General features: G+C 69.5%; 16 protein-coding genes. 9 read left to right on the plus strand and 7 right to left on the minus strand.

Annotation, left to right across the window (positions count from 1 at the left end):
* From ACJ8AT_RS03355 to ACJ8AT_RS03375, 5 genes are all read right to left on the minus strand, one after another.
* Nucleotides 1-233, minus strand: a 233-nt coding sequence (locus ACJ8AT_RS03355; protein ID WP_407736076.1) for a PAAR-like domain-containing protein, incomplete at its 3' end; no start/stop codon positions are given.
* 92 nt (nt 234-325) lie between these two features.
* Nucleotides 326-1,393, minus strand: coding sequence for a radical SAM protein (locus ACJ8AT_RS03360; RefSeq protein ID WP_407736077.1), 1,068 nt, complete (start codon nt 1,391-1,393; stop codon nt 326-328).
* Nucleotides 1,390-1,629 (minus strand): anti-sigma factor family protein, encoded by a 240-nt coding sequence (locus ACJ8AT_RS03365; RefSeq protein WP_407736078.1) that lies wholly within the window; start codon nt 1,627-1,629, stop codon nt 1,390-1,392. The genes ACJ8AT_RS03360 and ACJ8AT_RS03365 overlap by 4 nt, the downstream gene beginning before the upstream one ends.
* Nucleotides 1,630-1,699: 70 nt before the next feature.
* The gene (locus ACJ8AT_RS03370) at nt 1,700-2,332 is read right to left on the minus strand and encodes an RNA polymerase sigma factor (RefSeq protein WP_407736079.1); all 633 of its coding nucleotides are present in this window, start codon (nt 2,330-2,332) and stop codon (nt 1,700-1,702) included.
* Nucleotides 2,333-2,367: 35 nt separating this feature from the next.
* The gene (locus tag ACJ8AT_RS03375; RefSeq protein WP_407736080.1) at nt 2,368-2,946 is read right to left on the minus strand and encodes a DNA-3-methyladenine glycosylase; all 579 of its coding nucleotides are present in this window, start codon (nt 2,944-2,946) and stop codon (nt 2,368-2,370) included.
* 126 nt (nt 2,947-3,072) lie between these two features.
* On the opposite strand from ACJ8AT_RS03375, the gene ACJ8AT_RS03380 reads away from it, so the two are divergent.
* A complete protein-coding gene (locus ACJ8AT_RS03380) occupies nt 3,073-4,623 on the plus strand; it encodes a 4-alpha-glucanotransferase (RefSeq protein ID WP_407736081.1) in 1,551 nt (516 codons plus the stop codon).
* Nucleotides 4,624-4,632: 9 nt separating this feature from the next.
* Here ACJ8AT_RS03380 and ACJ8AT_RS03385 read toward each other — a convergent pair whose 3' ends face one another.
* Complete coding sequence (locus ACJ8AT_RS03385; RefSeq protein WP_407736082.1) at nt 4,633-4,986, minus strand: hypothetical protein; 354 nt, start codon at nt 4,984-4,986, stop codon at nt 4,633-4,635.
* A gap of 178 nt (nt 4,987-5,164) precedes the next feature.
* On the opposite strand from ACJ8AT_RS03385, the gene ACJ8AT_RS03390 reads away from it, so the two are divergent.
* From ACJ8AT_RS03390 to ACJ8AT_RS03425, 8 genes are all read left to right on the plus strand, one after another.
* Nucleotides 5,165-7,246, plus strand: coding sequence for a BamA/TamA family outer membrane protein (locus tag ACJ8AT_RS03390; RefSeq protein WP_407736083.1), 2,082 nt, complete (start codon nt 5,165-5,167; stop codon nt 7,244-7,246).
* A complete protein-coding gene (locus tag ACJ8AT_RS03395) occupies nt 7,243-12,015 on the plus strand; it encodes a translocation/assembly module TamB domain-containing protein (protein WP_407736084.1) in 4,773 nt (1,590 codons plus the stop codon). Before ACJ8AT_RS03390 ends, ACJ8AT_RS03395 begins: the two co-directional genes overlap by 4 nt.
* 49 nt (nt 12,016-12,064) lie before the next feature.
* Nucleotides 12,065-12,772, plus strand: coding sequence for an expansin EXLX1 family cellulose-binding protein (locus ACJ8AT_RS03400; protein WP_407736085.1), 708 nt, complete (start codon nt 12,065-12,067; stop codon nt 12,770-12,772).
* A 112-nt stretch (nt 12,773-12,884) separates the two neighbouring features.
* Nucleotides 12,885-13,598 (plus strand): expansin EXLX1 family cellulose-binding protein, encoded by a 714-nt coding sequence (locus ACJ8AT_RS03405; protein ID WP_407736086.1) that lies wholly within the window; start codon nt 12,885-12,887, stop codon nt 13,596-13,598.
* Between the two features lie 117 nt (nt 13,599-13,715).
* Nucleotides 13,716-15,449 (plus strand): LysM peptidoglycan-binding domain-containing protein, encoded by a 1,734-nt coding sequence (locus tag ACJ8AT_RS03410; RefSeq protein ID WP_407736087.1) that lies wholly within the window; start codon nt 13,716-13,718, stop codon nt 15,447-15,449.
* 271 nt (nt 15,450-15,720) lie between these two features.
* Entirely contained in the window at nt 15,721-16,716 is a 996-nt protein-coding gene (locus ACJ8AT_RS03415; RefSeq protein WP_407736088.1) for a hypothetical protein, read from the plus strand.
* A gap of 32 nt (nt 16,717-16,748) precedes the next feature.
* Nucleotides 16,749-19,565, plus strand: a complete 2,817-nt coding sequence (locus ACJ8AT_RS03420) for a carboxypeptidase regulatory-like domain-containing protein (RefSeq protein ID WP_407736089.1) — start codon at nt 16,749-16,751, stop codon at nt 19,563-19,565.
* A 257-nt stretch (nt 19,566-19,822) separates the two neighbouring features.
* Nucleotides 19,823-21,829 carry an MASE1 domain-containing protein gene (locus ACJ8AT_RS03425; protein ID WP_407736090.1) on the plus strand — a complete coding sequence of 669 codons (2,007 nt, stop codon included), beginning with the start codon at nt 19,823-19,825 and terminating at the stop codon, nt 21,827-21,829.
* Between the two features lie 9 nt (nt 21,830-21,838).
* Here the strand turns inward: ACJ8AT_RS03425 and ACJ8AT_RS03430 are convergent, their stop codons facing one another.
* Entirely contained in the window at nt 21,839-24,610 is a 2,772-nt protein-coding gene (locus ACJ8AT_RS03430) for a VWA domain-containing protein (RefSeq protein ID WP_407736091.1), read from the minus strand.
* Nucleotides 24,611-24,682 lie beyond the last annotated feature (72 nt).

The following is a 24,682-nucleotide window of genomic DNA, read 5'->3' on the forward strand; positions in this document are numbered from 1 at the left end:
ACCTTCCCTGGCTTAGTACTGAGGTATGAGTCTTCAAGGGCTATGGGATTGCCTTCTATGCTGACAGAGCGGCTGCCGCTGGCCAGGTCTCCATCCTGAGCGACGTTGACGTATGGCACTGGTATTGGGCCGCCGGGCGAGGGGGTCTTACAGACATCCGGCGTTCCACAGACGTTGGTCTGTCCGTCGCCTTTGTGCACGACGGATCGCCCATTGATGTAAACCTTGCTCATATTCCCCCCCTCACATGCAGCGCTGGACAGTCGTCTGACAACACCTGACGATTCTAGCGCTTATCCAGTCCTGCATTCGCCAGCAGAACTGCCTACTCCACCCCCGCCGCCACCGGGGGCCGCAGCACCTTCCCACCGTACTGGCTGGCCTCCAGCGTGCCGCACGCCGCCCCAATGTCCTTCCCACCCGAGTAGCGCCGCGCAATCGGCGCCTTCAGCACCTGCAGGTGGTCCCGGAACGCCTTCAGTTCCTCGGCCGTGGGCGGCTGGTACTTCCCCGTCGGATCCGTCACGTCGATCAGATCCACCTTGATGGGAATCCCCTCGAACGTCTCCTTCAGCGCCAGCGCGTCCTCCAGCCCCAGGTTGAACCCCGAGATGGCCACGTACGCAATCATCGCCCGCTCGCGCCGCACCTGCGTGTACTCGCGGATCGCCTCCACCAGCTCCGGCAGCGGGTGCGCCTTCTCAATCGGCAGCACCTTCAACCGCTTCTCCGCGATGGCGCTCGTCACCGAGAACGCCAGCCGGTACGGGTGCCCCTCGCGCGTGTAGCGCCGGATCTGCGGCACCATCCCCGCCGTCGAGAAGGTAATCGACGTGCCCGAGATCGAAAACCCCGCCGGGTGCGACAGAATCTGCGCCGCGCGAATCGTCTCCGCGTAGTTGATCAGCGGCTCGCCCATGCCCATGAACACCACGCCGCGCACGGGCCGGTCCGCCTCGGCGCGCACCTGGAGCACCTGATCCAGAATCTCCCACGTGCGCAGGTTGCGCTGGAACCCCAGCTTCCCCGTCATGCAGAAGTCGCACGCCAGCGCGCAGCCCACCTGGCTGGACACGCAGATGATGTACTTCTCGTCGAAGATGGGAATCCGCACCGCCTCCACCCGGCCTCCCAGGGGCGAGGCGAACAGGTACTTCACGAAGCCGTCCTCCGCCTGCCGCCGCTCCACCACCTCGAGGCGCGGCAGCTCGGCGTGGGCGCGCAGGTGCTCGGCCACCCTCTTGGGCACCTGGGGCGCCTGGCACACCTCTTCCACCGAGCCCGCGCCATGCGCGAAGACGGCGGCGAACACCTTACGGATCGCGGTGGGGGTGGGCGCCAGCGGCGCCAGGGCCTGCTCCAGCTCCGGGAGCGACAGTTGTTTCAGGTTCACGACGCGGACTTGATCTTCGAGCGGAGGAACTCGGTCAGCTTCGCGGACATCTCCTGCGGCATGCGGTGGGCCAGCGCCTTCTTGCACAGCCCCGGCGTGGCCCGGTACGTGCGCAGGAAGTCCACGCAGGGCGCGCAGCCCTGCAGGTGCTCGCGCAGGTGTTGCGCATCCTCCGGCGTCAGCTCGCCGTCGAGGAAGTCCATCAGGAGGTTGATTGAGTCTTTGCAGGTATACATCCGAACCTCGACCGCGGCCTTCCTCGAATCGCTGCCTCACTCCGGAAGATGCCCAGGGCCCTTCAGCGTTTCACTTCGCCGCGGTGCCCTGGTTGTAGAACTGATCAATGGCCTCCCTCAGGGCAAGCCTCGCCCGATGCAGCCGGCTCTTGATGGCCGGCACAGAGTCCCCTGTCAGCTCGGAGATCTGTTCGTAACTGAGGCCCTCCACGTCTTTCAAGAGAAAGACCTCGCGGTAGCCCTCGGGCAGCCGATCTGTCGCCTGCTGGATGGCCTGCCCCAGCTCCGCGTCCAGGGCCTTCTCCTCGGCGTCCCGGCTCCAGTCGCGCTCGGGGTATTCCGCCAGGGAGCCTCGCTCGGTGAACTCGGGGCCCTTGAGCTCATCCTCGGCCGCCTGCACCACCCGGCGGTGGCGCAGCCGCATGAGCGCGTGGTTTGCCGCGATGCGGTGTACCCACGAGCCGAACGCCGCATCCCCGCGGAAATCCTTCAGGTGCTGGTAGGCGGACAGGAACGTCTCCTGCGCGATCTCCGCCGCGTCCGCCTCCGAGCGCGTCATCCGCAGCGCCAGGCCGAACACCTTGTCGCGGTGGGCCTCGACGAGCTGCTCGAAGGCGCCCATGTCCCCCGTCTGCGCGAGCAACAGCAGCCGCCGATCCTCTTGCTGCCGTTCTTCGGGCGGTGGGGCGAGCTGTTCGGACATGGACGGGCCCACCCTTCCAGCCGCGGCGGCTCCCGTCAAGGACGACGGGGCCTCTTGGCAGGCCCCTTGCTCACATGGCGACTGTCCTTCACCCACAACCGGAAGGGCTCGTCCGCCCACGGCCCCGCGTAGTCCACCCCAATGCGCGGCCCCCGGGCCACCCGCTCCTCGGCCACCGCCTGCCCGGCCGTCAGGTACAGCGGGGATGTTTGGAGATCCAAACGGTTATGCGCCAGGGTGATGCCCAGGGAGCGGCACAGGCGCCCCGGCCCGTCCGTGCGCGCCTCCGGGGCCAGGCCCTCCACGGGCTCCACCGCGCGCACCAGCACCGCCGCGGCCACCCCGGGCGCCTCCGTCACCACGTTGAAGCAGTGGTGCATGCCGTAGATCAGATAGACGTAGGCCCGCCCCGGTGGCCCGAACATCACCTCGGTGCGAGGGGTGAGCCCCTTGGCGGCATGGCACGCCAGGTCGTGCTCGCCGATATAGGCCTCCGTCTCGACGATGCGGCCCACGCGGCGAAGGCCCCCCTCCTCACAAACCAGGTGGGCGCCGAGCAGCTCTCGGGCGACGGTGAGCGCGGGGCGCGCGTAGAAGGACTCGGGCAGCTTCACGGGGGTAGGGACAATTGTCCTGCGGTACAACGGCCGTCAACGCCGCCGTCATCCCAGAGCGGGCATCCAAGCGTCCGGGCGCGGCAAACAGTTCACAGGCGCCATGGGCTGGGGCAGATTGCGCGCATGCTCCCTACCGGCCGGCTCTCCGGTCTTCTTCTTCCAGTCTTTTCGCTGCGTTCCCGCACGGACTTCGGCATCGGCAACTTTGGCGGCATGGAAGGCCTCTTCCGTTGGATGACGGAGGCGCGCCAGAAGATCCTCATGGTGCTGCCGCTGCTGCCCACGGCGCCCGGGGACTCCAGCCCTTACGCCACGCGCTCGGCCTTCGGCCTCAACCCGCTCTTCATTGATCCGCACCAGGTGCCCGAGTTCCAGGCCACCGGCGGCGAGGCGGCCTTCTCGGACGAGCAGAAGCGCCAGCTGGCCGAGGCCCGCGCGGCGCCCCGCATCCGGTATGACCTGGTGTTTCCGCTCACGGACGCGGCGTTCGCCCGGGCGTTTGATCACTTCGAGGATCACGAGTGGGCGCCCAAGACGGCGCGCGCCCAGCAGTTCCAGGCCTGGCGCGAGGCCCAGGGCGAGTGGCTGGAGAGCTACGCCCTGTTCGCGGCCATCTCCGAGGATCAGCAGCGCCGGGCGTGGTGGGAGTGGCCCGAGCCGCTGCACACCCGCAAGCCGGAGGCGCTGAAGGCCGAGGGGCAGCGGCTGGAGCGGCGGGTGCACTACCACGCGTGGCTGCAGTGGGTAGCCGAGCAGCAGTGGAACCAGGCGCGCGAGCAGGCCAAGGCGCGCGGCATCCTCCTGTGCGGAGACGAGCCCTTCATCATCGGCCAGGACAGCTCGGACACGTGGGCGCACCCGGACATCCTGCGCCGGGACGCGCGGCTGGGCGTGCCGCCGGATGACTTCTCCGCCACGGGCCAGGACTGGGGCCTGCCCTACTTCGACTTCGCGGCCATGGAGAAGGAAGACTACCGCTGGCTCAAGCACCGCGCCGCCAAGGCGGCCAGCTACTACGACTTGCGCCGGGTGGATCACGCGGTGGGCTACTTCCGCCAGTGGATCCGCGACGAGAAGACGCCCACCGGGCGCTTCATCCCCCCGGACGAGGAGAGCCACAAGCGGCTGGGCGAGCGGCACTTCCGCCTGCTGTCGAAGGACGCGGGCATCATCGCCGAGGACCTGGGCGTCATCCCCCCGTTCGTGCGCAAGATCCTCGCCACCCTGGGGCTGCCGGGCTACCGGGTGATGCGCTGGGAGCGGGACGACGCGGTGTACCGCAACCCGCACGAGTACCCGGCCATCTCGCTGGCCACCACGGGCACGCACGACACCGAGCCCATGGCGGACTGGTGGGAGGCGGCCAAGGACGAGGAGCGCGCCGCCGTGGCCAAGGCCTGGCCCGAGTTCCAGGGCGTCACGGTGAGCAAGGCCTTCACCCCCGAGGTGCACCGGGCCATGCTGGCCGCCGCGCTCAACTCCAGCAGCAACCTGTGCGTGCTGCCCTGGCAGGACATCCTCGGCACGCGCGAGCGCATCAACCTGCCGGGCACCATGAGCGACAGCAACTGGGCCTACCGCATCACCCAGAACGTGGAGTCGCTGCTGGAGGATGCGCAGTCGCGCGATGCCGCCCAGCGGCTGGCGTGGCTCACCGCCTCCGCGCGCCGCTGAAGCCGGGAGCTACTGATCGTCGATGCAGTACACCTGGATGGGGGCGCCGTCGAACCGGACGGGCCGCTTGTGCGTGCCCACGCACTCGATCCGGTCGAAGATGGACGGGATGGGCTGCTGCGTCTCCCGGTCCACGCCCCTGCCGGTGGGCAAGCACAGCGGCGGCGACCAGCCATAGTCGAAGTGCATCTCCCCACAGAACTCCGTCTCGGTCTCTGGAAAGCCCGTCTCTCCGGGGCAGAACAGGACGGGGCACTCGGCCACATCGTCCAGGTTCTGGCCCTCCTTGAGCCGCACCGAGTCATCCCGGCCCGGCCCGCAGGAGAGCGCCATTGCCAGCGCCGCGCCAAGCAACCCGCTCATTCGCCAATTCATACCCGGACACTCTGGCCCAAGCCCGGCCTGCATGCACGTCCGATAGCGCCAAGTGTCAGGGATCCGCCCTTCCGCACAGGCCCTGAGTCGTGAAACACGACACAGCCACGCCCCCAGAGCACGGGGAACGGGTCAAGCCGTGGACGAATGGATATGAACACGTCCCGTGGACGTAGCCCTCTTCCGACACCGCCTCCGCACGCTCGCCCTCCTGTCCCTGGCGCTCGCCTGCGCGTGCGCCGCCCCCAAGCCCCGGCCTGACGCCCTCGAGGTGAAGGACCTCAAGATCGAAGGCACGGATCAGGTACGCGAGAAGGACATCAAGTCGAAGATCCTCACCACGGACACGCCGTGGTGGGAGCCGCTCTGGCCGTTCGACAAGGGGCCCTCCTACTTTGATCCCAACGCGTGGCAAGCGGATCTGCGGCGCATCGAGCGCTACTACCAGGCGCGGGGCTACTACCAGGCCCAGGTCGTCTCGGACACGGTGAAGCCCGAGGGCAAGGACAAGGTGGAGCTGATCGCCCAGGTGCGAGAGGGGCCGCCCACCAAGATTGGCAACGTGGTGGTGTCCGGCATGGAGGCGCTGCCGCAGGAGCACCAGCACCGCGCCACGCTGGAGCTGCCCCTGGAGGCAGGCGACATCTTCGAGGAGCGCAACTGGGAGGGCGTGAAGGAGCTCATCCAGGGGCGGCTGCGCGAGCTGGGGTACGCGGAGGCCGAGGTGGGCGGCGAGGTGCGGGTGGACGTGGCCACACACCTGGCCACGGTGGACATCCAGGTGCAGCCGGGGCCGCGCTACAAGTTCGGCAACATCTTCGTCGCCACGGACGCCAACCCGCAGGTGGCGCCCAAGCGCATCATCGAGCAGGCGCAGGGCTCGGTGGTCAAGGGCGAGTGGTACAGCGAGTCGGCGCTGGCCGAGGCCCAGGCGCGCGTGTTCGCCATGGGGGTGTTCGGCGCGGTGAAGGTCAACCGCGGCGCCCCGGACAAGGAGGCCGCCACGGTGCCGGTGGTGGTGGACGTGCGCGAGGCGCCGCTGCGCTCGGTGCGGCTGGGCGGAGGCCTGGGCGTGGACGCCGCGCGCCAGGAAGGCCGGGTGCTGGGCGAGTGGACCAACCGCAACATCTTCGGCGGGCTGCGAAGGCTCACGGTGAAGGGGCGCCTGGGCTACGCCTTCCTGCCCTCCATCTACTCGAGCGACAAGCACGGCCTCATCTTCAACCTCACCAACGAGTTCGAGCAGCCGCGCTTCCTCTTCCGGGACTTGCGCCTGCAGGCCTCGCTCTCGGCGGAGAAGGGCCTGGAGCAGGCGTACTCGTTCATCGGCGGGCGGCTGCGCACCGGCGTCATCTGGCAGCCGCACCCGGACCTGTCCATCTTCCCCGCCTACAACCTGGAGGTGTACCAGCTCTCCGGGCAGGTGGGCCCCAGCGACCGCCAGCAGGGCGTGCCGCTGATCACCCTGGGCTGCAGCAACACCACCTCCAGGACGGCGCCGTGCAACATCCGGCTCAGCTACCTGGAGACCACCGTCACGTGGGACAGGCGGGACGACAAGAACGAGCCGCGGGCCGGCTACTACATGGCGCTCTCGGTGCAGGGCGGCGGCTCGCTGCTGCTCGGGGACTTCACCTACGTCCGCCTGCAGCCGGACCTGCGCTACTACCAGTCCTTCGGCCTGGATCAGCAGTTCACGCTGGCGGGCAAGGTGCGCGCGGGCTCGCTGGTGCCCTTCCGCAACAAGGCGACGGGCCTGAAGCAGAGCTCCATCGTCAACCGCTTCTTCTCCGGCGGTGGCAACTCCATGCGCGGCTTCAACTACCAGCGCCTGTCTCCGCAGGCGCCCATTGATCCGACCGACCCGGCGGCCGGCACGGTGCCCGTGGGCGGCAACAGCCTCTTCGAGTCTACCCTGGAGGCGCGCTACCGCCTGACCCAGAGCCTGGCGCTGGCCAGCTTCTGGGACACGGGCTTCGTGGGGGCCGGCTCACTGGATGTGAACCCCTTGAGGGACGGGCTGTACCACGCGCTGGGCCTGGGGTTGCGCTACCTCACCGTGGTGGGCCCCATCCGAGTAGACATTGCCCGGCGGTTGAACATCGGCCCCCCCTTGCCAGTACAAGGCGTGGGATACACCTATCCTCGCTCTGGAACCTGCTTCGGCCTGGGAGGCAAGAAGACGTTGTACGCGGGAGCCCCGGAAGGGCTCTGCACCTTCCAACTGTCGATTGGAGAAGCGTTTTGACGGAAGTCTCTCCCGCAGCCCCACGCCCGCCCTCCGCGCCCCGGCACGCGCCCTGGCGGCGCTGGGTGCGGCGCATTGTCTGGGGCGTGCTGGGCCTGGTGGCCCTGGTGCTGCTGGGGGTGGCCGGGGTGCTGGCCTGGCTCACCTCGGCGGCGGGCGAGAGGTATGTGCTCGGCAAGGCCCTGCCCATCGCCAACGAGCAGCTGTCCGGGAAGCTGGAGGCGGGCTCGGTGGACTTGAGCCTCAACGGGCTCACCCTGCGAGAAGTGAAGCTCTACACCCCGGAAGGGGACCTGGTGGCCGAGGTGGCGCTGGTGGACGCGCGCATCGCCCTGGCTCCGCTGGTGGGCAAGCGGGTGGAGCTGACATCCGTGCGGCTCGAGCGCCCGCGCCTCTATCTGGTGCAGGACGAGCGCGGCCTGAACCTCTCGCGGGCGGTGGCGCCGAAGAACCCCAAGCCTCCGGAGCCGGACACGGGCCGGGGCTCGCTCCAGCTCGCGGTGGACGACTTCAAGCTGCAGGAGGGCTACGTCGACTTCACGGGTGACACGGATCAGGGCACCCGGCAGGTGCGGCTGGAGGACTTCAACGCCAACGGGACGGCCAGCTATGGCGCGGCGAAGCAGGCCTTCGACGTGCGGCTGGATGCCAGCGGCGGCCTGTCGCGCCCGGTCTCCGGCCCTGTGAAGCTGACGCTCCGGGGCCAGGGCGAGGAGCAGAACCTCTCCACGGACGTGAGCCTCACGGTGGCCGGGCTCGAGCTGAAGGCCCGCGGCGGCATGCGGGGCATGAACGAGCTGTGGATGGAGCTCCAGCACCTGTCCGTGGCGCCGGAGACGGCACGCGCCTTCGTGCCGAGCTACCCGCTGCTGGTGCCCGTCAACGTGGCGGGCAACGGCCAGAAGCAGGGAGACCTCGCCCGCGCCAGCCTGACCGTGAAGGCCGGCAGCGCCACGGTGAACCTGGACGGCTCGTTCAACGCCGCCACGATGCGCACCGATGGCGTCACCCTGCGCGCCAAGGACATCAACCTCGCGGAGCTGGTGGAGGGCACGGCGCCCACCAACATCGTCGCCAACCTCACCGCGCACGGCGGGGGCAAGAGCCTGGAGACGCTCGACGGAGACGTGAACCTCTCTGTCTCTCCGTCCAAGTACCGCGGGCAGCCCATCGGCCCCATGGAGCTGCACGCGAGCGCGAAGGATGGCTTCTACAACCTGTCTCGGCTGCGGGTGCTGATCCCGGGCGCGTCGGTGGACGCGCAGGGCAAAGGCACGGTGGACCACTTCCTGATGAAGGGTAGCCTGAGCGCGTCGGATCTCGCGGTGCTCGGACAGACGGTGGGCCGGCTGACCCCGGGCCCGGCGCTGCCGCTGGCCGGCAGTGGCGCGCTGGACTTCCAGGTGGAGGGGCCCCTGCGCACGCCGGGGGTGAGCCTCTCGGGCAGCTTCTCCTCGCTGGCCTACCAGGACAACCAGCTCAAGGATCTCAACCTCAAGGCCACGCTGCCGGATGTGACCAAGCCGCTCACCGTGGACGCCTCGCTGGTGGTGGGCGAGCTGCGCACGGGCGGCCATACCTTCCAGAACCTCTCGGCCGCCATCACCACGCAGGGCCGGGCGCTCAAGGCCACCGTGAGCAGCTCGGGGGACGTGGTGCTGGGCCTGACGCTGGCGGGCCTCGTGGACGAGGACCAGCAGGGCCTCGCGGTGCAGACGATGACGCTGGGCTGGCCCGAGGCCACCTGGAAGTTGCAGAGCCCCACGCACCTTGGCTTCGGCGGAGGCCGGCTGGAGGTGAAGCCCACCCTCACGCTCATCTCAGACAAGCAGCGCCTGGCCCTCACGCTGGTGAAGGAGGGCGAGCATGTGGACGGGCACGTGGAGGCGGACGCGGTGGATCTCACCAAGCTGCCCCGGTCCCTCGTCCCCGAGTCGCTGAAGCTGGGCGGCACGGTCTCGGCGCGGGTGAGCGCTCGCGGGAAGCTGCCGCGCCCGGACGCGGACTTCTCGCTCACGGTGGCCAACGTCCAGTTCCGGGAGTACTCGGACATCAACGCCACGTTGAAGGGCACCTACGTGAAGGACCGGGCCACCGGCACCCTCACCGCGAGCGTGCCGGCCGCCGACGTGGCCGCGGACTTCGACGTGCCGGTGCAGGGCGTGCTGCGCCACCGCCGGGACGAGCTGAACCTGCGGGTGAACCTCTCCCGGCTGAGCATCGAGGACGCGCGGAAGATGCTGGGCCGCCCGGAGCCCGTGAGCGGGCAGCTCTCCGGCCTCTTGGAGGTGAAGGGGCCCGCGCAGGATCCGCGCCTGTCCTTCACCCTGCGAGGCGAGGGCATCAAATACGACGGCAAGCCGCCCAGCGTCGTGATGGAGCCGCTCTCCTTCACGCTGAGCGCCAAATCCGACGAGAAGGACGGAGCGCTGGGCGCGCGCCTGGACCTGGAGGGCCTGGGCAAGAAGGCCTATGTCTCGCTGAACACGCCCTTCACGCTGGGGCAGGTGCTGATCAAGCCGCCCACCGCGAACGAGGCGATGCGCGCCCAGGTGAGTGTGGAGGGAGGCCTGGACGAGCTGCCGCTCTCCCTGGTGGGCGGCCTGGCCCACCTCGACAAGGCCAACGGCACCGTCTCGATGAAGTTCGCCCTGAACGGCTCGGTGATGGTGCCCCAGGCCCGGCTGGACGTGCAGGCCAACAGCGCCACCGCCAACGGGCTGCCGCCGCTGGATGCCCACCTGCTGGTGACGGGCGGAGGCGAGGACATCCGCGCGGAGCTGACCACGCTCCGGCATGAAGGCAACCAGACCGCGCCGCTGGCCGAGCTGACCGCCCTGCTCAAGGCGCCGCTGGGCGCCATCCAGGATCCGGACGTCATCGGCCAGGTGCCCTTCGACTTCAAGGCCCGCCTGCACCCCACGGCCCTCAAGGAGCTGCTGGCCCTGTCGCAGACGGACCCCGGGCTGCGCGAGCAGGGGCTGCAGGGCATCATCTCCGTGGATCTCTCCGCCACGGGCACGCCGGCCGCGCCCAAGGCCGTGCTCGACGTGGGCCTGCAGCAGCTCGGCGTGGGCAAGCTCGCGCTCGGCCAGGGGCACGTCCACTACGCCTACGCGAACGCGCGCTCGGATCTGGACCTGACCGTCGCCGCGCCCTCGGGAGGCACGCTGCTGGTCCGCGCCGGCGTCCCGCTGGATCTCTCCCTGCCCGCCATGCAGCAGGGGCTGGAGACCAAGAAGGTGCCGCTAGCAGTGACGGTGAAGGCCCGGCAGTTCGACATGGCCTTCCTCTCCGGCGCCACCGAGATGGTGCGCAGCCTGGGCGGCGTGCTCGAGGCGGACGCGGCCGTGGCCGGCACCCTGGGCGCGCCCACGCTCAAGGGCACGGTGAACTGGAAGAACGGCAAACTGGGGCTGATGGGCTTCGGCGAGTACCACGACATCCAGGTCGCGCTCGACGTGACGCACGAGCGCATCCACCTGCAGCAACTGTTCGCGCGTGGCGGCGCGGGCGAGCTGCGCGCCACCGCGGACGCGGTGCTGGCCAAGAGCGGCGCCTATGAGCTCACCGGCCAGAGCGAGCTCAAGGACTTCCCCATCATCTCGGAGGATCAGCTCGTGGCCGCCACCACGCTGCGCGCCACGTTCGAGGGGAGCCTGACCGCCGAGGCCGTCAACATCCGCAACCTCACCATCCCCGAGGCCCACATCGAGCTGCCCGAGGTGGCGCGCAAGGATCTACAGCCGCTCGCCAAGGCCGAGGACATCGTCCTGGTGCGCAACGGGGTGCCGGTGGACAAGCACCGCCGCAAGGCGACGAACAACGCCCCGGGCAAGGGTCCGCCCGCCAGCGGCCAGGCCAGCGACAACTCCATGGCCCAGAACACCCCGCGCGCCCGCCCGGGCGCCCCCGGCGGCTCCGGCAGCGTGGGAGGCACGGGAGGCGCGGGGAACACGCGGCAGCCCGCGCAGGACGCGGTGGAGGTAGAGGACACGCCCGAAGAGGTGCAGCGCACCTACCGGGTGCTGGTGAACGCGCCTCGCAACCTGTGGATCCGCGGCTCGGACGTGAACATCGAGCTGGGGCTCTCACCGGGCTTCGAGATCTCCTACACGGACCACGCCACCCTCTTCGGCCAGGTGAACGTGCAGCGCGGCCGGGTGGATGCGCTGGGGCGCCGCTTCGACGTGCAGAAGGACAGCCAGGTCACCTTCAGCGGCCCGCCCCTGGCGCCCTACCTGAACATCACCGCCCAGCACGTGAACGAGCGCGAGCACGTCACCGTCTACATCCACATCCGCGGCCAGGGAAAGGACTTCACCATCGAGCCCACCAGCGAGCCGCCGATGTCCGAGACGGAGATCTACACGCTGCTGGCCACCGGCCGCCGGACGCTGGAGCGCAACTCCGGCGCGTCGCAGACGGGCGGCGCCCAGGCGGCCTCGATGCTGGGCTCGCTGGTGGCCTCGCAGGCGAAGAAGGCGCTGTCCGCCCAACTGCCGCTGGATGTGTTCTCCATCGAGGCGGGAGAGAGCGGCCTGGCCGGCACCAAGCTCGAGGTGGGCAAGTACCTCACGGACAAGATCTACGTGGGCTACACCGGCCGCGTGGGCTCGGCTGCCACCTCCTCCACCTCCACCCAGACCCGCGAGAACGCCAACGCCGTCCGCTTCGAGTACCAGTTCACTCCCCAGTGGAGCCTCGAGGCCAACTACGGCGACGCTCGCTCGGGGGGCTTGGATCTGATCTGGAGCAAGGACTACTGATACGCTCGGCCCCCGCCAGCGCGGACATGGCTGGTCAAGGAGCCTGATCATGCGAGCCTCTCCTCTCTGCTCTCTTCGGAACCTCGGCGCGGCGTGGGTGCTGGCGCTGGCGGCGTGCTCTTCCTCCTCTCCGGGAGAGGTGACCGGAGACATCCGCGTGCTGGGCGAGTTCCAGAACGGAATCGCCACCTGGTACAACGCCACCGGCGCGGGCAACTGCAGCTACGACGCCAGCCCCAATGACATGGACGTGGCGGCCATCGACATGCCGCAGTACGCCAACAGCGCCATGTGCGGCGCGTGCGCCGAGGTGGACGGGCCGCAGGGCACCGTCACCGTGCGCATCGTCGACAGCTGCCCCGAGTGCCCGGCCGGCCACCTGGATCTCAGCAAGGAGGCCTTCGCGAAGATCTCCCCCGTGGACGCAGGCCGCGTGCAGACGCAGTGGCGCCTGGTGAGCTGCGCGGTGCAAGGCCCGGTGCGCTACCGCATCAAGGAGGGCAGCTCCGCGGACTGGGTCGCCATCCAGGTGCGCAACCACCGGCTGCCCATCCAAAAGCTGGAGTGGAACAAGAGCGGCAGCTGGGTGGACGTGCAGCGCGAGTCCTACAACTACTTCGTCGCGCCCGCGGGCATGGGCCCCGGCCCGGTGAAGATCCGCATCACCGCCACGGACGGGCAGACGCTCGTGGACACCCTGCCCTCCATCAAGGCCTCGCAGACCTACGACGGCGCTGCACAGTTCTCCCTGCAATAGAAGCACGTGGCGCCTGTCCAGCGCCCGACAGGGAGTGCGCGGCCCCCCTCGCGCGCCGGCCTCGGGGGGAGGGGTATGATCCTCTTTCCCTCTCTCAGTGAGGTCCTCACACATGCGATTCGAGAACGTCCTCTCTCCTCACGTGCTCATCGCGGCCGGCCTGCTGGGGCTGGCGGCCTGCTCCGGCTCCAACCCCCCGGACGAGGACGGGGGGGTCCCCGTCGAGCCCATCTCGGATCAGAAGCAGATCACCGCCACGCGCGTCGCGTCCGACGGCTCGGGCAACTGCAACTTCGACGCGACCCCGGATGACCTGCTCGTGGCCGCGCTGAACCCCACCGAGTACGCCGGAGCGGCGATGTGCGGCGGCTGCATGGAGCTGCAGGGCCCCAACCAGAAGAAGGTGCACGTGCGCATCGTCGACAGCTGCTCGGGGTGCTCGACAGCGGAGCTCGGCGTGACGCCACAGGTCTTCGACGCCGTGGGAGCGGGGGATCAGCTCAAGACGGCCGTCAAGTGGCGCTACATCACCTGCCCGGTGCAGGGCCCGGTGCGCTACCGCTTCAAGGAGGGCAGCAGCCAGTACTGGGTGGCCGTCCAGGTGCTCAACCACCGGCGCCCCATCCAGAAGATGGAGTGGAACAAGAACGGGGCCTGGGTGGAGATCCAGCGGCAGCCCTACAACTACTTCGTCGAGCCCGCGGGCATGCCCCCCGGGCCGGTGCAGGTGCGCGTGACGTCCGAGGACGGGCAGACGCTCGTGGACACCCTGCCCGACGTGAACGGGGGCACCGTCGTCGACGGGGCCGCCCAGTTCAGCGAATAACCCGGAACTTCCTGGGTTCTCCGTACCTATCGATCAAAATGTTTCCGGATCACGCAACTTGATTCTCGAATCAGCCGAAAACGAAGGCACGTCACTCTTAAACGGAGAGAAATTCTCGTGTCCACCTATTCGGTCCGCAGCGGCGACACCCTGAGCGCCATCGCAGCACGCTTCAACACCTCGGTCTCGGCCCTGGCCAAGGCCAACCACATCGCCAACCCCAACCGCATCATGGCGGGGCAGAAGCTGACGGTGCCCGGCAAGGGCGACAGCTTCGACTCCAAGCCGGCGTCCCACTCCTCGGGCTCCTCGGGCTCCTCGTCGGCCGCGGCGTCCGGTGGCCCGGCGCGTGACAGCACCGGCCGCCAGTACCCCACGTCGCGGGACGGCACGCCGCGCTTCCGCCAGGGCGATGCGGCCTGGGGCGGCCGGCGCCTGGGCACCGGCTCGAGCATCGCGGCGGCTGGCTGCGCGATGACGGCCACCTCCATGGCCATCAGCAAGATCTCCGGGAAGACGATCAACCCCGGGCAGCTGGATCAGTACCTGGACACGCACCACGGCTACTCGGGCAACGGGCTGATCTGGGGCGCGGCGGCCGGGGCGCGCGGGCTGGGCGCCAGCAAGCAGGCGTGGAACCTGAACACCATCAACAAGCAGGTGGACGCGGGCCGCCCGGTGGTGGTGGGCGTGGACTACCACGCCGGTAGCAACGGCGGCGCCAACGGCACGGACCACTGGATCGCCATCACCGGCCGCGGCCGCGAGAATGGCCACAACGTCTACTACGCCAATGATCCGGCCACGGGGACGGGCATCACCCTGCGCCAGGTGGGCAACCGGCTGGTGGGCGGCCCGAAGAACTACAAGACCACGGGCGAGCTGGTGACGTTCTCCGGCGGCAACCCGCACCCGGGCACCACCGGCGGCACCACCAAGCCGCCCACCGGTGGCACCACCAAGCCGCCCACCGGTGGCACCACCAAGCCGCCCTCCACCTCGCTCAAGGGCGTGACGATTCCGGCGGGCGATCTGAAGCGCGGCTCGCAGGGCGCGGCGGTGAAGCAGCTGCAGTCGGCGCTGGTGAAGGCCGGCACGCTGACGCAGAAGGAGATGAACACGGGCCCGGGCATCTTCGGCCCCCGCACCGAGTCGGCGCTCAAGGAGTTCCAGCAGAAGCACGGCGTGCCGGCCACCGGCTACTACGGGCCGAAGACGCGCGCGGCGCTCGAGAAGCTGGGCGCCAAGGCCCCGGCGCACACGGGCGGCACGGGCAGCACGGGCAGCACGGGCTCGGTGCACGGCCCCACCCCCGGCCCGGTGAAGGGCGGGGTGAGCGTGGCGCAGCTGAAGAAGATCATGCCGCAGCTCTCGGACGCGCGCGCCAAGCAGGTGCTGCCGTACCTGAACAAGGCGATGTCCGAGGCGAAGATCAACACGCCCAAGCGCCAGTCCGCGTTCCTGGCCCAGCTGGCGGAGGAGAGCGGCCAGCTGCGCTGGTTCGAGGAGCTGGCCTCGGGCCGCGAGTACGAGGGCCGCCGCGACCTGGGCAACACCCACCCGGGTGACGGCGTGCGCTTCAAGGGCCGTGGCCCCATCCAGCTGACCGGCCGCAACAACTACCGGGCGGCGGGCAAGGCGCTGGGCATTGATCTGGAGAACAACCCGAAGCGCGCCGCGGACCTGGACGTGGGCTTCCGCACCGCGGCCTGGTTCTGGACCACGCACGGCCTGAACAAGCTGGCGGACGCGGGCAACTTCCGTGAGATCACCCACCGCATCAACGGCGGCTACAACGGCGAGTCCGTCCGCGAGTCCTACTACCGCCGCGCGCTGAACGTGCTGAACTGATCAGCCCGAGCTGAAGCCGCGGTGAAGTCCCGAGCGGGGCCTGGAGACACCCTCCAGGCCCCGTCGCTTTTGCGGGGCGGGAGGGCCTCGGAAATCTCTTTCACCGCCAGTCACAACAGGGAATCCGTGTCAAACCTGTTCCATTCTTTTATTGAATCAGCCCCATAAGTTATCCGTATCACCTACGTACTGGGTGGGGCTGGTGCTCGCCAGTGGACACATGGCAGGTTGCGCGCGCCCATCTTCGTACCCCCTCCCGAAGAGGTTCCGCGTGCAGATTCCATGGAAGCAGACGCTCGGGCTCGTAGTGGCCCTGAGCGCGATGTCGTGTGGTGACTCCGAACCAACCAGTGACACGTTCCAGGGCTATATCGACGCCAGTGGACTGGACACGAAGTTCCAGCCCGCCGGCACGTGCAGCAGCGGCGGCGGCAAGTGCTACGTCCCGCAGACCCTCACGGTGAATGGCGACCCGGTGCTCGTCTACAACCTGGGGCTGGTCGCCAACCCCGACACCACCAAGGCCAAGCCGCCCCCGGCCATCACGACCGACAGCATCGCCACCACCGCGTACGACTTCCCGGACGGCTGCATCGCGGGGCACGCGTATGATCCGCGCACCGACGCGTACGCGCTCGACGAGCAGTACCCGGTCTTCACCAAGCTGCCGGCGGCCAACACCTCGGCCACGGCCCCGGCGGTCGTCCCGCTGATGAAGGTGGTCTCCTGGCACGGCTCGGACAAGTACGACTGCAACGCCATCAAGAGCGCCACCAGCGTGGACAAGGGCCACTTCAACCTCACCCAGCAGGAGGATGAGACGCCCGTCGTCGCCCTGCGCTACATCATCGCCCCGTCCAAGGTGCAGCTGGCCGACGGCAGCGAGTACGCACCGCCGCTGGGCTGGTACAAGGGCCTGCTGCTCAACTACCTGGACGCGGGCCAGGTGCCGGTGCAGAGGGTGGATGATCCGGCCACCGGCACCACCAAGTACAACCTGGTGACCATGGACGGCGTGCTGGTGAACCCCGCCACGGGCACCGCCTCCTCGGTGACGGCCAACAACGTGCTGGTGCTCTTCGCCCGGCCCGGCGAGGTGGGCTGGTCCCCGGTGGTGAAGCTGCGCGAGTTCACCGCCACGGGCACCTCCAAGCCCGCTGACTACAAGAGCCTCTGCTACGACGCGCCCTGCGCCGCGGGCACCGTCGATATGAGCAAGGCCACCAAGTACACCGGCACGCTCTTCCTCACCACGGGTGCGCCGTGAGCTCCTCCCTCTCTTCCTGCGAGATCCGCCCCATGAACAACTCCGTGCTGTCCCTGGGTGGCCGGGCGCTGCTGCTGGCGCTGCTGGCGCTCGTCGTCCTGCCCCTGCCCGCGCTGGCGGCGGGCGAGAACTACGGCCGGGTCTCCGGCTACGTGTATGACTCGGAGAACAAGCCCTACCCCGGCGTGCTGGTGAAGCTCACCGGCCCCTCGCTGCAGCAGCCCCAGTTCACCAAGAGCAGCAAGGACGGCCGCTTCGAGTTCAGTCTGGTGCCCCCGGGCGACAAGTACACGCTGGACATCAACACCGAGGGCTTCGCTCCCCTGAAGAAGACGGGCGTCATCGTGCTGCTGGGCAAGTCCACCCCGGTGGACATGAAGCTGGCGCTGCTCGACGCGGGCGAGGAGACGATCGACGTCGCCGGCCACATCAACCCGTACATCAGCCCGGACTCGGCGCAGACCATCCAGGTGTTGACGGCGGAGAAGGCCTCGGCCACCCCGGTGTTCAACCAGGTGCAGGCCATTCCCCAGCTGGCGGTGGGAGTGGGCCCGGGCAACGCGCCCAGCAGCCGCGGCGGCCTGTCCCGCTACGGCCGCAGCTACGTGGACGGCATGGACACCACGGACGTCACCGACGGCAGCATCAGCGCGCCCTTCAACTTCTACGCCGTGGAGAACTTCGAGGTCATCACCGGCGGCATGGATGCCCAGTACAACAGCATGGGCATGATCGAGAACGTCGTCACCAAGAGCGGCTCCAACGACTACACCTATGACGCGACGCTGGTGCTCTCGCCCTCGTGGGGCAACGTCAAGGCGCTGTCGGCCTCCAACCAGAGCACCGCGGTGGGCAACTTCACCCAGAACGACAGCCCGCAGTCGGTGACGACCTTCTACAGCCCGCTGGTGGCCTTCGGCGGCCCCATCATCAAGGACCGGCTCTGGTTCTACGCCTCCGGCCAGTGGAACCAGTCGCACCAGGAGACGCCCCTGCAGCTGCCCGGCGCGGACCTGGAGAACCGCCCCAAGGACACTCGCACGCGCCTGGCCCGCCTGAAGCTCACCTATCAGCCCACCAGCCAGGATCGCCTCTCGGTGGCGTTCAACTACGACGACAACCGCATCGACAACAACACCTCCAACGCCTTCACCTCGCTGGACGCGGAGTCGAACATCGATCGCGGCGGCTTCTTCTTCATCACCAACTACGACCGGACGATCAGCGACAACATGCTGTTCCAGATCTCCGCGGGCACCACGTACAAGCACGCGGACTTCACCCCACAGAGCGGTGACCTCGACGCCGTCTCCCACAACGACGGCAGCATCACGCGCTTCAGCCCGGGCGCGCTGGGCAGCGGCCGCACGAGCAACTACGCGATCGAGGTCAAGCGGCGCTTCCAGTTCGATCCCATGCTGACCTTCAAGCTGGACCAGCACCAGCTCAAGGCCGGCGTGCAGCTGGGCTACCTGAAGGGCGCGCAGCGCCAGGGTGTCAGCGGCAACGAGCGCTACCAGGACACGGGCGGCGGCGTGTGCGATCCGACCGACTCCACCACCTTCATCTACTGCAACCGGCGCATCGACTACTACGGCGACAACGGCGAGCCGGGCTCGCTGTCCACCAACGCCGCGGTGCAGACGACGGGCCTGTTCCTCCAGGACCGCTTCACGGCCACGCGCAACCTGACGGTGACGGCGGGCCTGCGCTTCGACGCCGGCCGGCTGTACTCGGATCAGGGCCAGTTCATCACCAGCCTGAAGGGCTTCGGGCCTCGCGTGGGCGCCACGTATGACTTGTTCGGCGACCGCACCACCATGCTCACGGCGTTCTACGGGCGCTCCACGGACGTGGGCGACGTGTTCATCGCCCAGCACGGCAACTCGGACCTGACGCAGGTGACGTCCACGTTCAACAAGACCACCAACACCTTCCCCGACTGCACGCCCTTCGGCACCGAGCCGGGCTGCAGCACCGCGGGTGGCCCCGCCGGCCGCGTCTTCGACCGCAAGGCCACGGCGCCGCACCAGGACGAGATCAGCTTCGGCCTGCACCGCGAGGTCTCCGAGAAGGCCGTGGTGGGCGTGGACTTCACCTATCGCAAGTACTCCAACATGTGGGTGGACGAGGAGATCAACCAGCTCTGGGATCCGTCCGGCACGCGCATCCTCGGCTACGTGAACGGCGACCCGCGCTCCATCGTGAAGGTCTCCACGCCGGATGACGCGTGGCGTGACTACAAGGGCATGGACCTGTGGACGCAGGGCAAGGTGGGCTCGTGGGACCTGCTGGCCAGCTACACGCTGGCGTTCGCCAACGGCACGGTGGGCAACTACTTCGACGGGTACGGCTTCAACCCGCGCATGAAGTACTTCCAGGAGGGCCCCAACCCGGACGACATCCGCCACACCATCAAGGGCTCCATCGCCTACACGACGGACTTCGGCCTCGATTTCGGCTTCCGCGCCCGCTACCTGACGGGCACGCCGCTGTGGATGAACATCAACAACGCGCCGGGCGGTTCGCTGTACCGCTCGCCTCGCGGCACGGGCTACGCCGTCAACTCGGCCACGGGCCGGCCGGACTTCAACGATCCGTCCACTGTGTCCGAGCTGCGCAACCCGGATCAGTTCCTCATCGACGCGCAGGTGCGCTACGACGCGGGCCGGCCGTTCGGGCTGAAGCAGAAGTTCGAGCTGACGCTGCTGGTGGTGAACCTGCTCAACAACACCGACATCACGGGCATGAACGACCGCTATGCCCCCACGGGCACCAACACCTACGGCCTGGGGAGCTTCCGCAACCGGCCGCTGCAGGCGGAGTTGCTGCTGCGCTTCCGCAACTGAGTCCCGGCTGATCCGCTGAACCCGAGGGGCTCCCACGACCGCGTGGGGGCCCCTCTTTCATTTCCGCGCGGAGCAGAAGCACTCCGGGCCGTCGAGCCTCCAGTCACGGGAGCGCTCGTGCCGCCTCTCTCCCCGAGCGCCAGCAGGGCAGCATGCTGATCCAAGGCATACCTTCGGGTGAGACAAGGATGGGAGCTTCCGTGACAGCCCGCCGCAGGGACTTGCTCTGGGGGACGCTCGGGTTTCGCGCGCTCCTCTTGGGCGGGTCATTCTTCGGGCTGGGGCTGCTCTCGGGACGGTTCGTCTTCCCGAGCCACCCCAGCGCCGTGCTCTGGCTGCCGGGCGGGCTCTCCCTGGCCTTCTTGCTGCGCTCCCCCCGCCAGGACTGGCCGGCCCTGCTGGCCGCCGTCTTCCTGGCCGAGTTCACCTCGGTGCTCATGCATGGCATCGGCGCCCCTGTAGGGACCGCGGCCTTGTGGGGCCTGGGCAACGTCCTGCGGACGCTGGTGGGGGCCTGGCTGATCAGCCGCTTCGTGGGCACCTCCGTCCGGCTCTCCCGCAGCTGGGAGGTGGCCGGCTTGTTCCTCTTCGGCGGGGTGGCGAGCCCGATCGCCAGCGCCACGCTGGGCGTGCTCGGCGCCATGCTCTGGATGGGCCCTTCCTCCAGCGTGTCCCATTGGGTGGCCTGGTGGCTGAGTGATGGGCTGGGGACGCTGCTGGTGGCCCCGCTGCTGTTGACCTGGACTCCCGCGGCCTTCCAGCCCAAGCGGCTCCACCGCCTCATTGAGCTCGGGGTGACGCTGGCCGTGACGGCGCTGGCGGCCAACTTCATCTTCGGCCACCCCGAGCCGGAGGGGATCCGGGCCTCGCTGGCCTACGCCAGCTTCCCCTTCGTGCTGTGGGGAGCGCTGAGGCTGGGGCCGCTCGGCGCGGCGAGCACCTCGGCGGTGGTGGCGACGCTGGCGCTCTGGCACACCTTGCATCATCAAGGCCCCTTCGGCGCCCTGGGCGCCCCGCCGCAGCAGGAGGAGTTCAGCCTCCAGCTCTTCCTGGCGCTGCTCGGCCTGACGGCGCTGACATTGGCGGCGGTGGCCTCCGAGCGGAGACGGACGGAGCAGCTCCAGCAACTGCTGGTGGAGGCCGGCGCGGTGCTCGCGGCGTCCATGGAGAGCCGCGGGACCTTGCCACGGGTGGCCCGCCTCATGGTGCCGCGGGCCTGCACGGGCTTCGCGGTGTGGCTGGAGACAAAGAGCGGGCTGCTGGAGCGCGTGGCACAGGCGGGGTGGAGCGCGGACCGAGAGGCACTCCTGCGCGGGCACCTGCCGCCACTGCCCACCACCTCGCGGCGCTGGAGAACCGAGGACAGCACGGTGGTGCTGGCGCCGCTCCGGATCCGAGGCAGCGTGCGGGGAGCGCTCGTGTTCATGAAGGACGAGCGGGCCGTCTGCGAGGGACGCATGGACCTCGCGCTGGCCGAGGATCTGGCTCACCGGTGCGGCATGGCGCTGGAGAGCGCGCGCCTCTTCATGGAGGCCCAGGAGGCCATCGAGGCCCGCAACGAGTTCATCGCCATCGCCGCCCATGAGCTGCGCACCCCACTGACGGCGCTCACGCTGCGCATGCGGAGCCTGGACGCGCTGCTGCAGCGCGAGCGCGCCTCGCACGAGGTGCGGGAGAAGCTCCGCGCGACGTTCCGCCAGATTGTCCGGCTGACCCAGCTCATCGAGCGGCTGCTGGACGTGGGGCGCATCACCACGGGCCGGCTGGAGCTCCACCGGGAGCAGGTGGACGTGAATGGACTGGTGGAGCAGCTGGTGGAGTCCTTCGCGGAGGAGGCCTCGCGAGCGGGCAGCGAGCTGCGAATCAAGGGAGACATGGGGCTCATGGCGTGGTGGGACCGGGGGCGCATCGAGCAGGCGCTGGCCAACCTGCTGGCGAACGCGCTGAAGTTCGGGATGGGCCATCCCATCGAGGTGCTCGTCACGCGGCAGGGGCCATGGGTGCGCATCGCGGTGAGGGACGAGGGCATCGGCATCGCGCCGGAGGCCCTGGAGCGCATCTTCGAGCGCTTCGAGCGAGCAGTGTCCTCCCGCCGGTACGGGGGGCTGGGCCTGGGGCTGTTCCTCACCCGGCAGATCGCCGAGTCCCATGGGGGGACGATCCACGTCGAGAGCACGCCGGGCACGGGAGCCACCTTCGTGCTGCAGCTCCCGGTGGGCCAGCAGCCCCAGGCCGAGCAGGAGGCCGCGCGCCCACACGGGTAGACGAGAGCCTCAGCGGCCCAGGCGCTTGCGAGAGCGGGCGCGAGCGGCCTCGAGCGCCGAGTCCACGTTGCCCGTGGGCTTCTCCGGTGGAGGCTTCTCGCCTTCCTCGGGACCGGACTGCGCGGGAGCAGTCTCTCGCCGTGGCTCCGGGCTCCGCGTCTGGGTGCCGGCGGCGACGGTCGCCGCACCCACGCCAGCCGTGGCCTCCACCGGCCGAGCCACCTTCGCGGGCGCCGGCTTGCGCAGCCGGGGCGTGGAGAAGAAGCGGCGCACCACCACCTCCGCGAGCAGCACCAGCACCGCGAAGCCCACCAGCCACGGCGCTAGCGCCACCCGGCCCTCGGACACCGGCGCCTCCGCGAACAGCCCCGTCATGGACAGCCGCTCCACCCCGCCACCCACGGCCGCCACCGCGAGCAGCACCTCCCTGCCCTCCTTCGGGCTGCCCGGCTCGAACTCGGGCGCGTAGGGCAGCGCCACCGGGGGCGCCCGCACCGCGCGATTGCCCAGCTTCACCACCGGGTGCCACGTGCCTCGTCCCGGGATGGTGAACTCGGCCGCCAGCCGATCCTCGTCCTCCCAGCGCATCGGCAGCTCCACCGGCGCGGAGCTCCCATCTCCCGGCAGCACCACCAGCGTGGGCAGCGCCGTGGGCATCGGCTCGCCGGGCGCCAGATCCAGCGTCACCCGCAGCAGGTTGCCCTGCCGCTCCGCTCGCGCCACCACCTCACCCTCTGGCTTGCCTCCGCCCTGCATGGCCCAGCGCACCATGCTCTCCAGCGCCGCCCGCAGGCCGCTCCACTGGCGCAGCTCGCCGGAGAACTGCCCATCCACTTCGCCCATGAAGGCCACCGAGCGCCCCGCCCCTCGGGGCCACATGGCCAGCAGCGGCGCCGCGTTCTCATCCAGCGTGCGCAGCGCCACGTTCGCTCGCGGCTTGAGGTAGGTGAGGTTGTAGCCGCCCGCCTGAGGCAGCCCCTGCGACGGCAGCTTCCCGAGCAGCGGCAGGTCCGGCGCCGCCTCCATCGAGGTGGGCACGTCCACGAAGGCCGAGCGCGCCACCGTGATGGTCTCCTGGCTGAAGATGCGCGGCAGGCTCATCGCATCCTGCGCGAAGTAGATCCGCCCGCCGCCCAGCGCGGCCACCTCCTGCAGCAGCTTCGCGTCCGAGTCCTTCGGCGTCCCGAGCCCGATGACGGACACCGTCACGTTCTGGCTGCGCAGCGCGGAGATGGTCGCCTTGTAGTCGTCCGGCTCCTCGGAGTCCGCCGCGTCCGAGAACAGCAGCACGTGCCGCGTGGCCTTGTCGCTCTGGAGGATCTGCTTCTTGCCCGCGCGCAGCGCCTCGCCCACGTAGATGCCGCCGCCGCCGCTGAAGCCGCGCGCCACCTTGTCCAGCGGGAGCCCCTCGCTCACCGGGCTCAGGGGGAAGATCTCGTGGCTCTCGGTGTCGATCATGTCCACCGAGGCCTCGTCATTCTGGTTGAGGAGCGTGAGCGCCCCCACCACGCCCTCGGCGGCCACCTCCATCTTGGTGCGCCCGTCCGGCACGGTGACGCCCATGGAGCAGCTACAGTCCATCAGCACGCTCATGGCCACGGCGGTGCGCCGCTGCTCCTCGCGAAGCTCCAGGGACACCGGCAGCACGGGCTCCAGCGGCGAGCGCCGATAGCCACCCTGGCCAAAGCTGTCCCGCCCGCCCGTCATCACCAGCCCACCGCCGGCTTGCTCCACGTAGGCGGCCAGCGCGTTCAACCCAGGCTCGCCCAGCGAGTTGGCGTCCACGTTCTCCAGCACCACGGCGGCCACACCGTCCAGCGTGTCCAGCGAGACAGGGAAGGGCTCGCGCACCTCCAGCCGCATCCCCGCCGCCTCCAGGGCCTGCGCCATCGTGCCCTTCGGCTGCCGGGTGAGGAGCAGCACGCGCGGCGGGCCCTCCACGCGCAGCACCGCGCGGCCCTCGTCGTTCTCCACCACTCCGTCCCCAGGCGCCTCCACCGCGAGGCGGTAGCTGGCCAGCCCCTCCTTCTCCACCAGGTCCCGGAAGGGCAGCACGTTGGGGCCGGGGCGGAACTCATACGGCCCCTTCACCAGCAGCTGGCCGTTGCGCTCCAGGCGCACCGTGCCGGTGACAGCCCCCGAGGCCACCACCACCGCGGAGAACTGGAACGGCTCGCGCGCCGTCACGGACGAGGGCACGTCCACCGAGACGACGGCGAGATCCAACGGCACCTCCTCACGGGCCACGTGGCGGAAGTCCACGGCGATGCCTCGGGCCGCCAGCCGCCGTGCGGCGCCGCGCGCATCGGCGCCCGTGGCTCGCCCGTCCGACACCACGAGCACCCGGCCCGTGCGCTCCGAAGGAATGAGCCCGCCCGCCGCATCCAGCGCCGCCGAGAGATCCGAGGCCTCCGCATCCACCGGCCGGGAGAACCCACCGAAAGTCCCCGCGGCGCTCAGCGGCTGCTCCACCCGCGCCTCGCGCCCGAAGGAGATGACGCCCAGCCGATCCCCCGGGCGCCGCTGTCCCTCCAGCAGCTTCACCAGCTCCAGCGCCACGCGATCGGAGTCCAGCGGCATGGAGCGCGAGCGATCCACCACCACGACCACATCACTGCCGGCATGGCGCAGCACCAGCTCCGGCCCGGCGAGCGCGCCCACGGCGAGCACCAGCAACCCCCACCGCAGAGGCATGGGAGTGCCCGGCCGGGCTCCGCGCTTCCAGAGGAAGAGCCCGAGCGGCACGAGCAACACCAGCGCCTGCGGCAGGGAGAAACTCATGAAGGCCAGTGGCCCTCACTCTACTACGGCCCCTCCAAGCCGGCGCCCCCATCCGCGCAGGGCGCCGGCCCC

This window comes from Hyalangium sp. (assembly GCF_045802625.1).
Classification (GTDB): domain Bacteria; phylum Myxococcota; class Myxococcia; order Myxococcales; family Myxococcaceae; genus Hyalangium.

Coding starts and splice junctions, on each gene's coding strand:
- ACJ8AT_RS03365 (WP_407736078.1), bottom strand. CDS start 1,629: ATGTATACCTGCAAAGACTCAATCAACCTCCTGATGGACTTCCTCGAC.
- ACJ8AT_RS03370 (WP_407736079.1), bottom strand. CDS start 2,332: ATGTCCGAACAGCTCGCCCCACCGCCCGAAGAACGGCAGCAAGAGGAT.
- ACJ8AT_RS03380 (WP_407736081.1), top strand. CDS start 3,073: ATGCTCCCTACCGGCCGGCTCTCCGGTCTTCTTCTTCCAGTCTTTTCG.
- ACJ8AT_RS03385 (WP_407736082.1), bottom strand. CDS start 4,986: ATGAGCGGGTTGCTTGGCGCGGCGCTGGCAATGGCGCTCTCCTGCGGG.
- ACJ8AT_RS03400 (WP_407736085.1), top strand. CDS start 12,065: ATGCGAGCCTCTCCTCTCTGCTCTCTTCGGAACCTCGGCGCGGCGTGG.
- ACJ8AT_RS03405 (WP_407736086.1), top strand. CDS start 12,885: ATGCGATTCGAGAACGTCCTCTCTCCTCACGTGCTCATCGCGGCCGGC.
- ACJ8AT_RS03420 (WP_407736089.1), top strand. CDS start 16,749: ATGAACAACTCCGTGCTGTCCCTGGGTGGCCGGGCGCTGCTGCTGGCG.
- ACJ8AT_RS03430 (WP_407736091.1), bottom strand. CDS start 24,610: ATGAGTTTCTCCCTGCCGCAGGCGCTGGTGTTGCTCGTGCCGCTCGGG.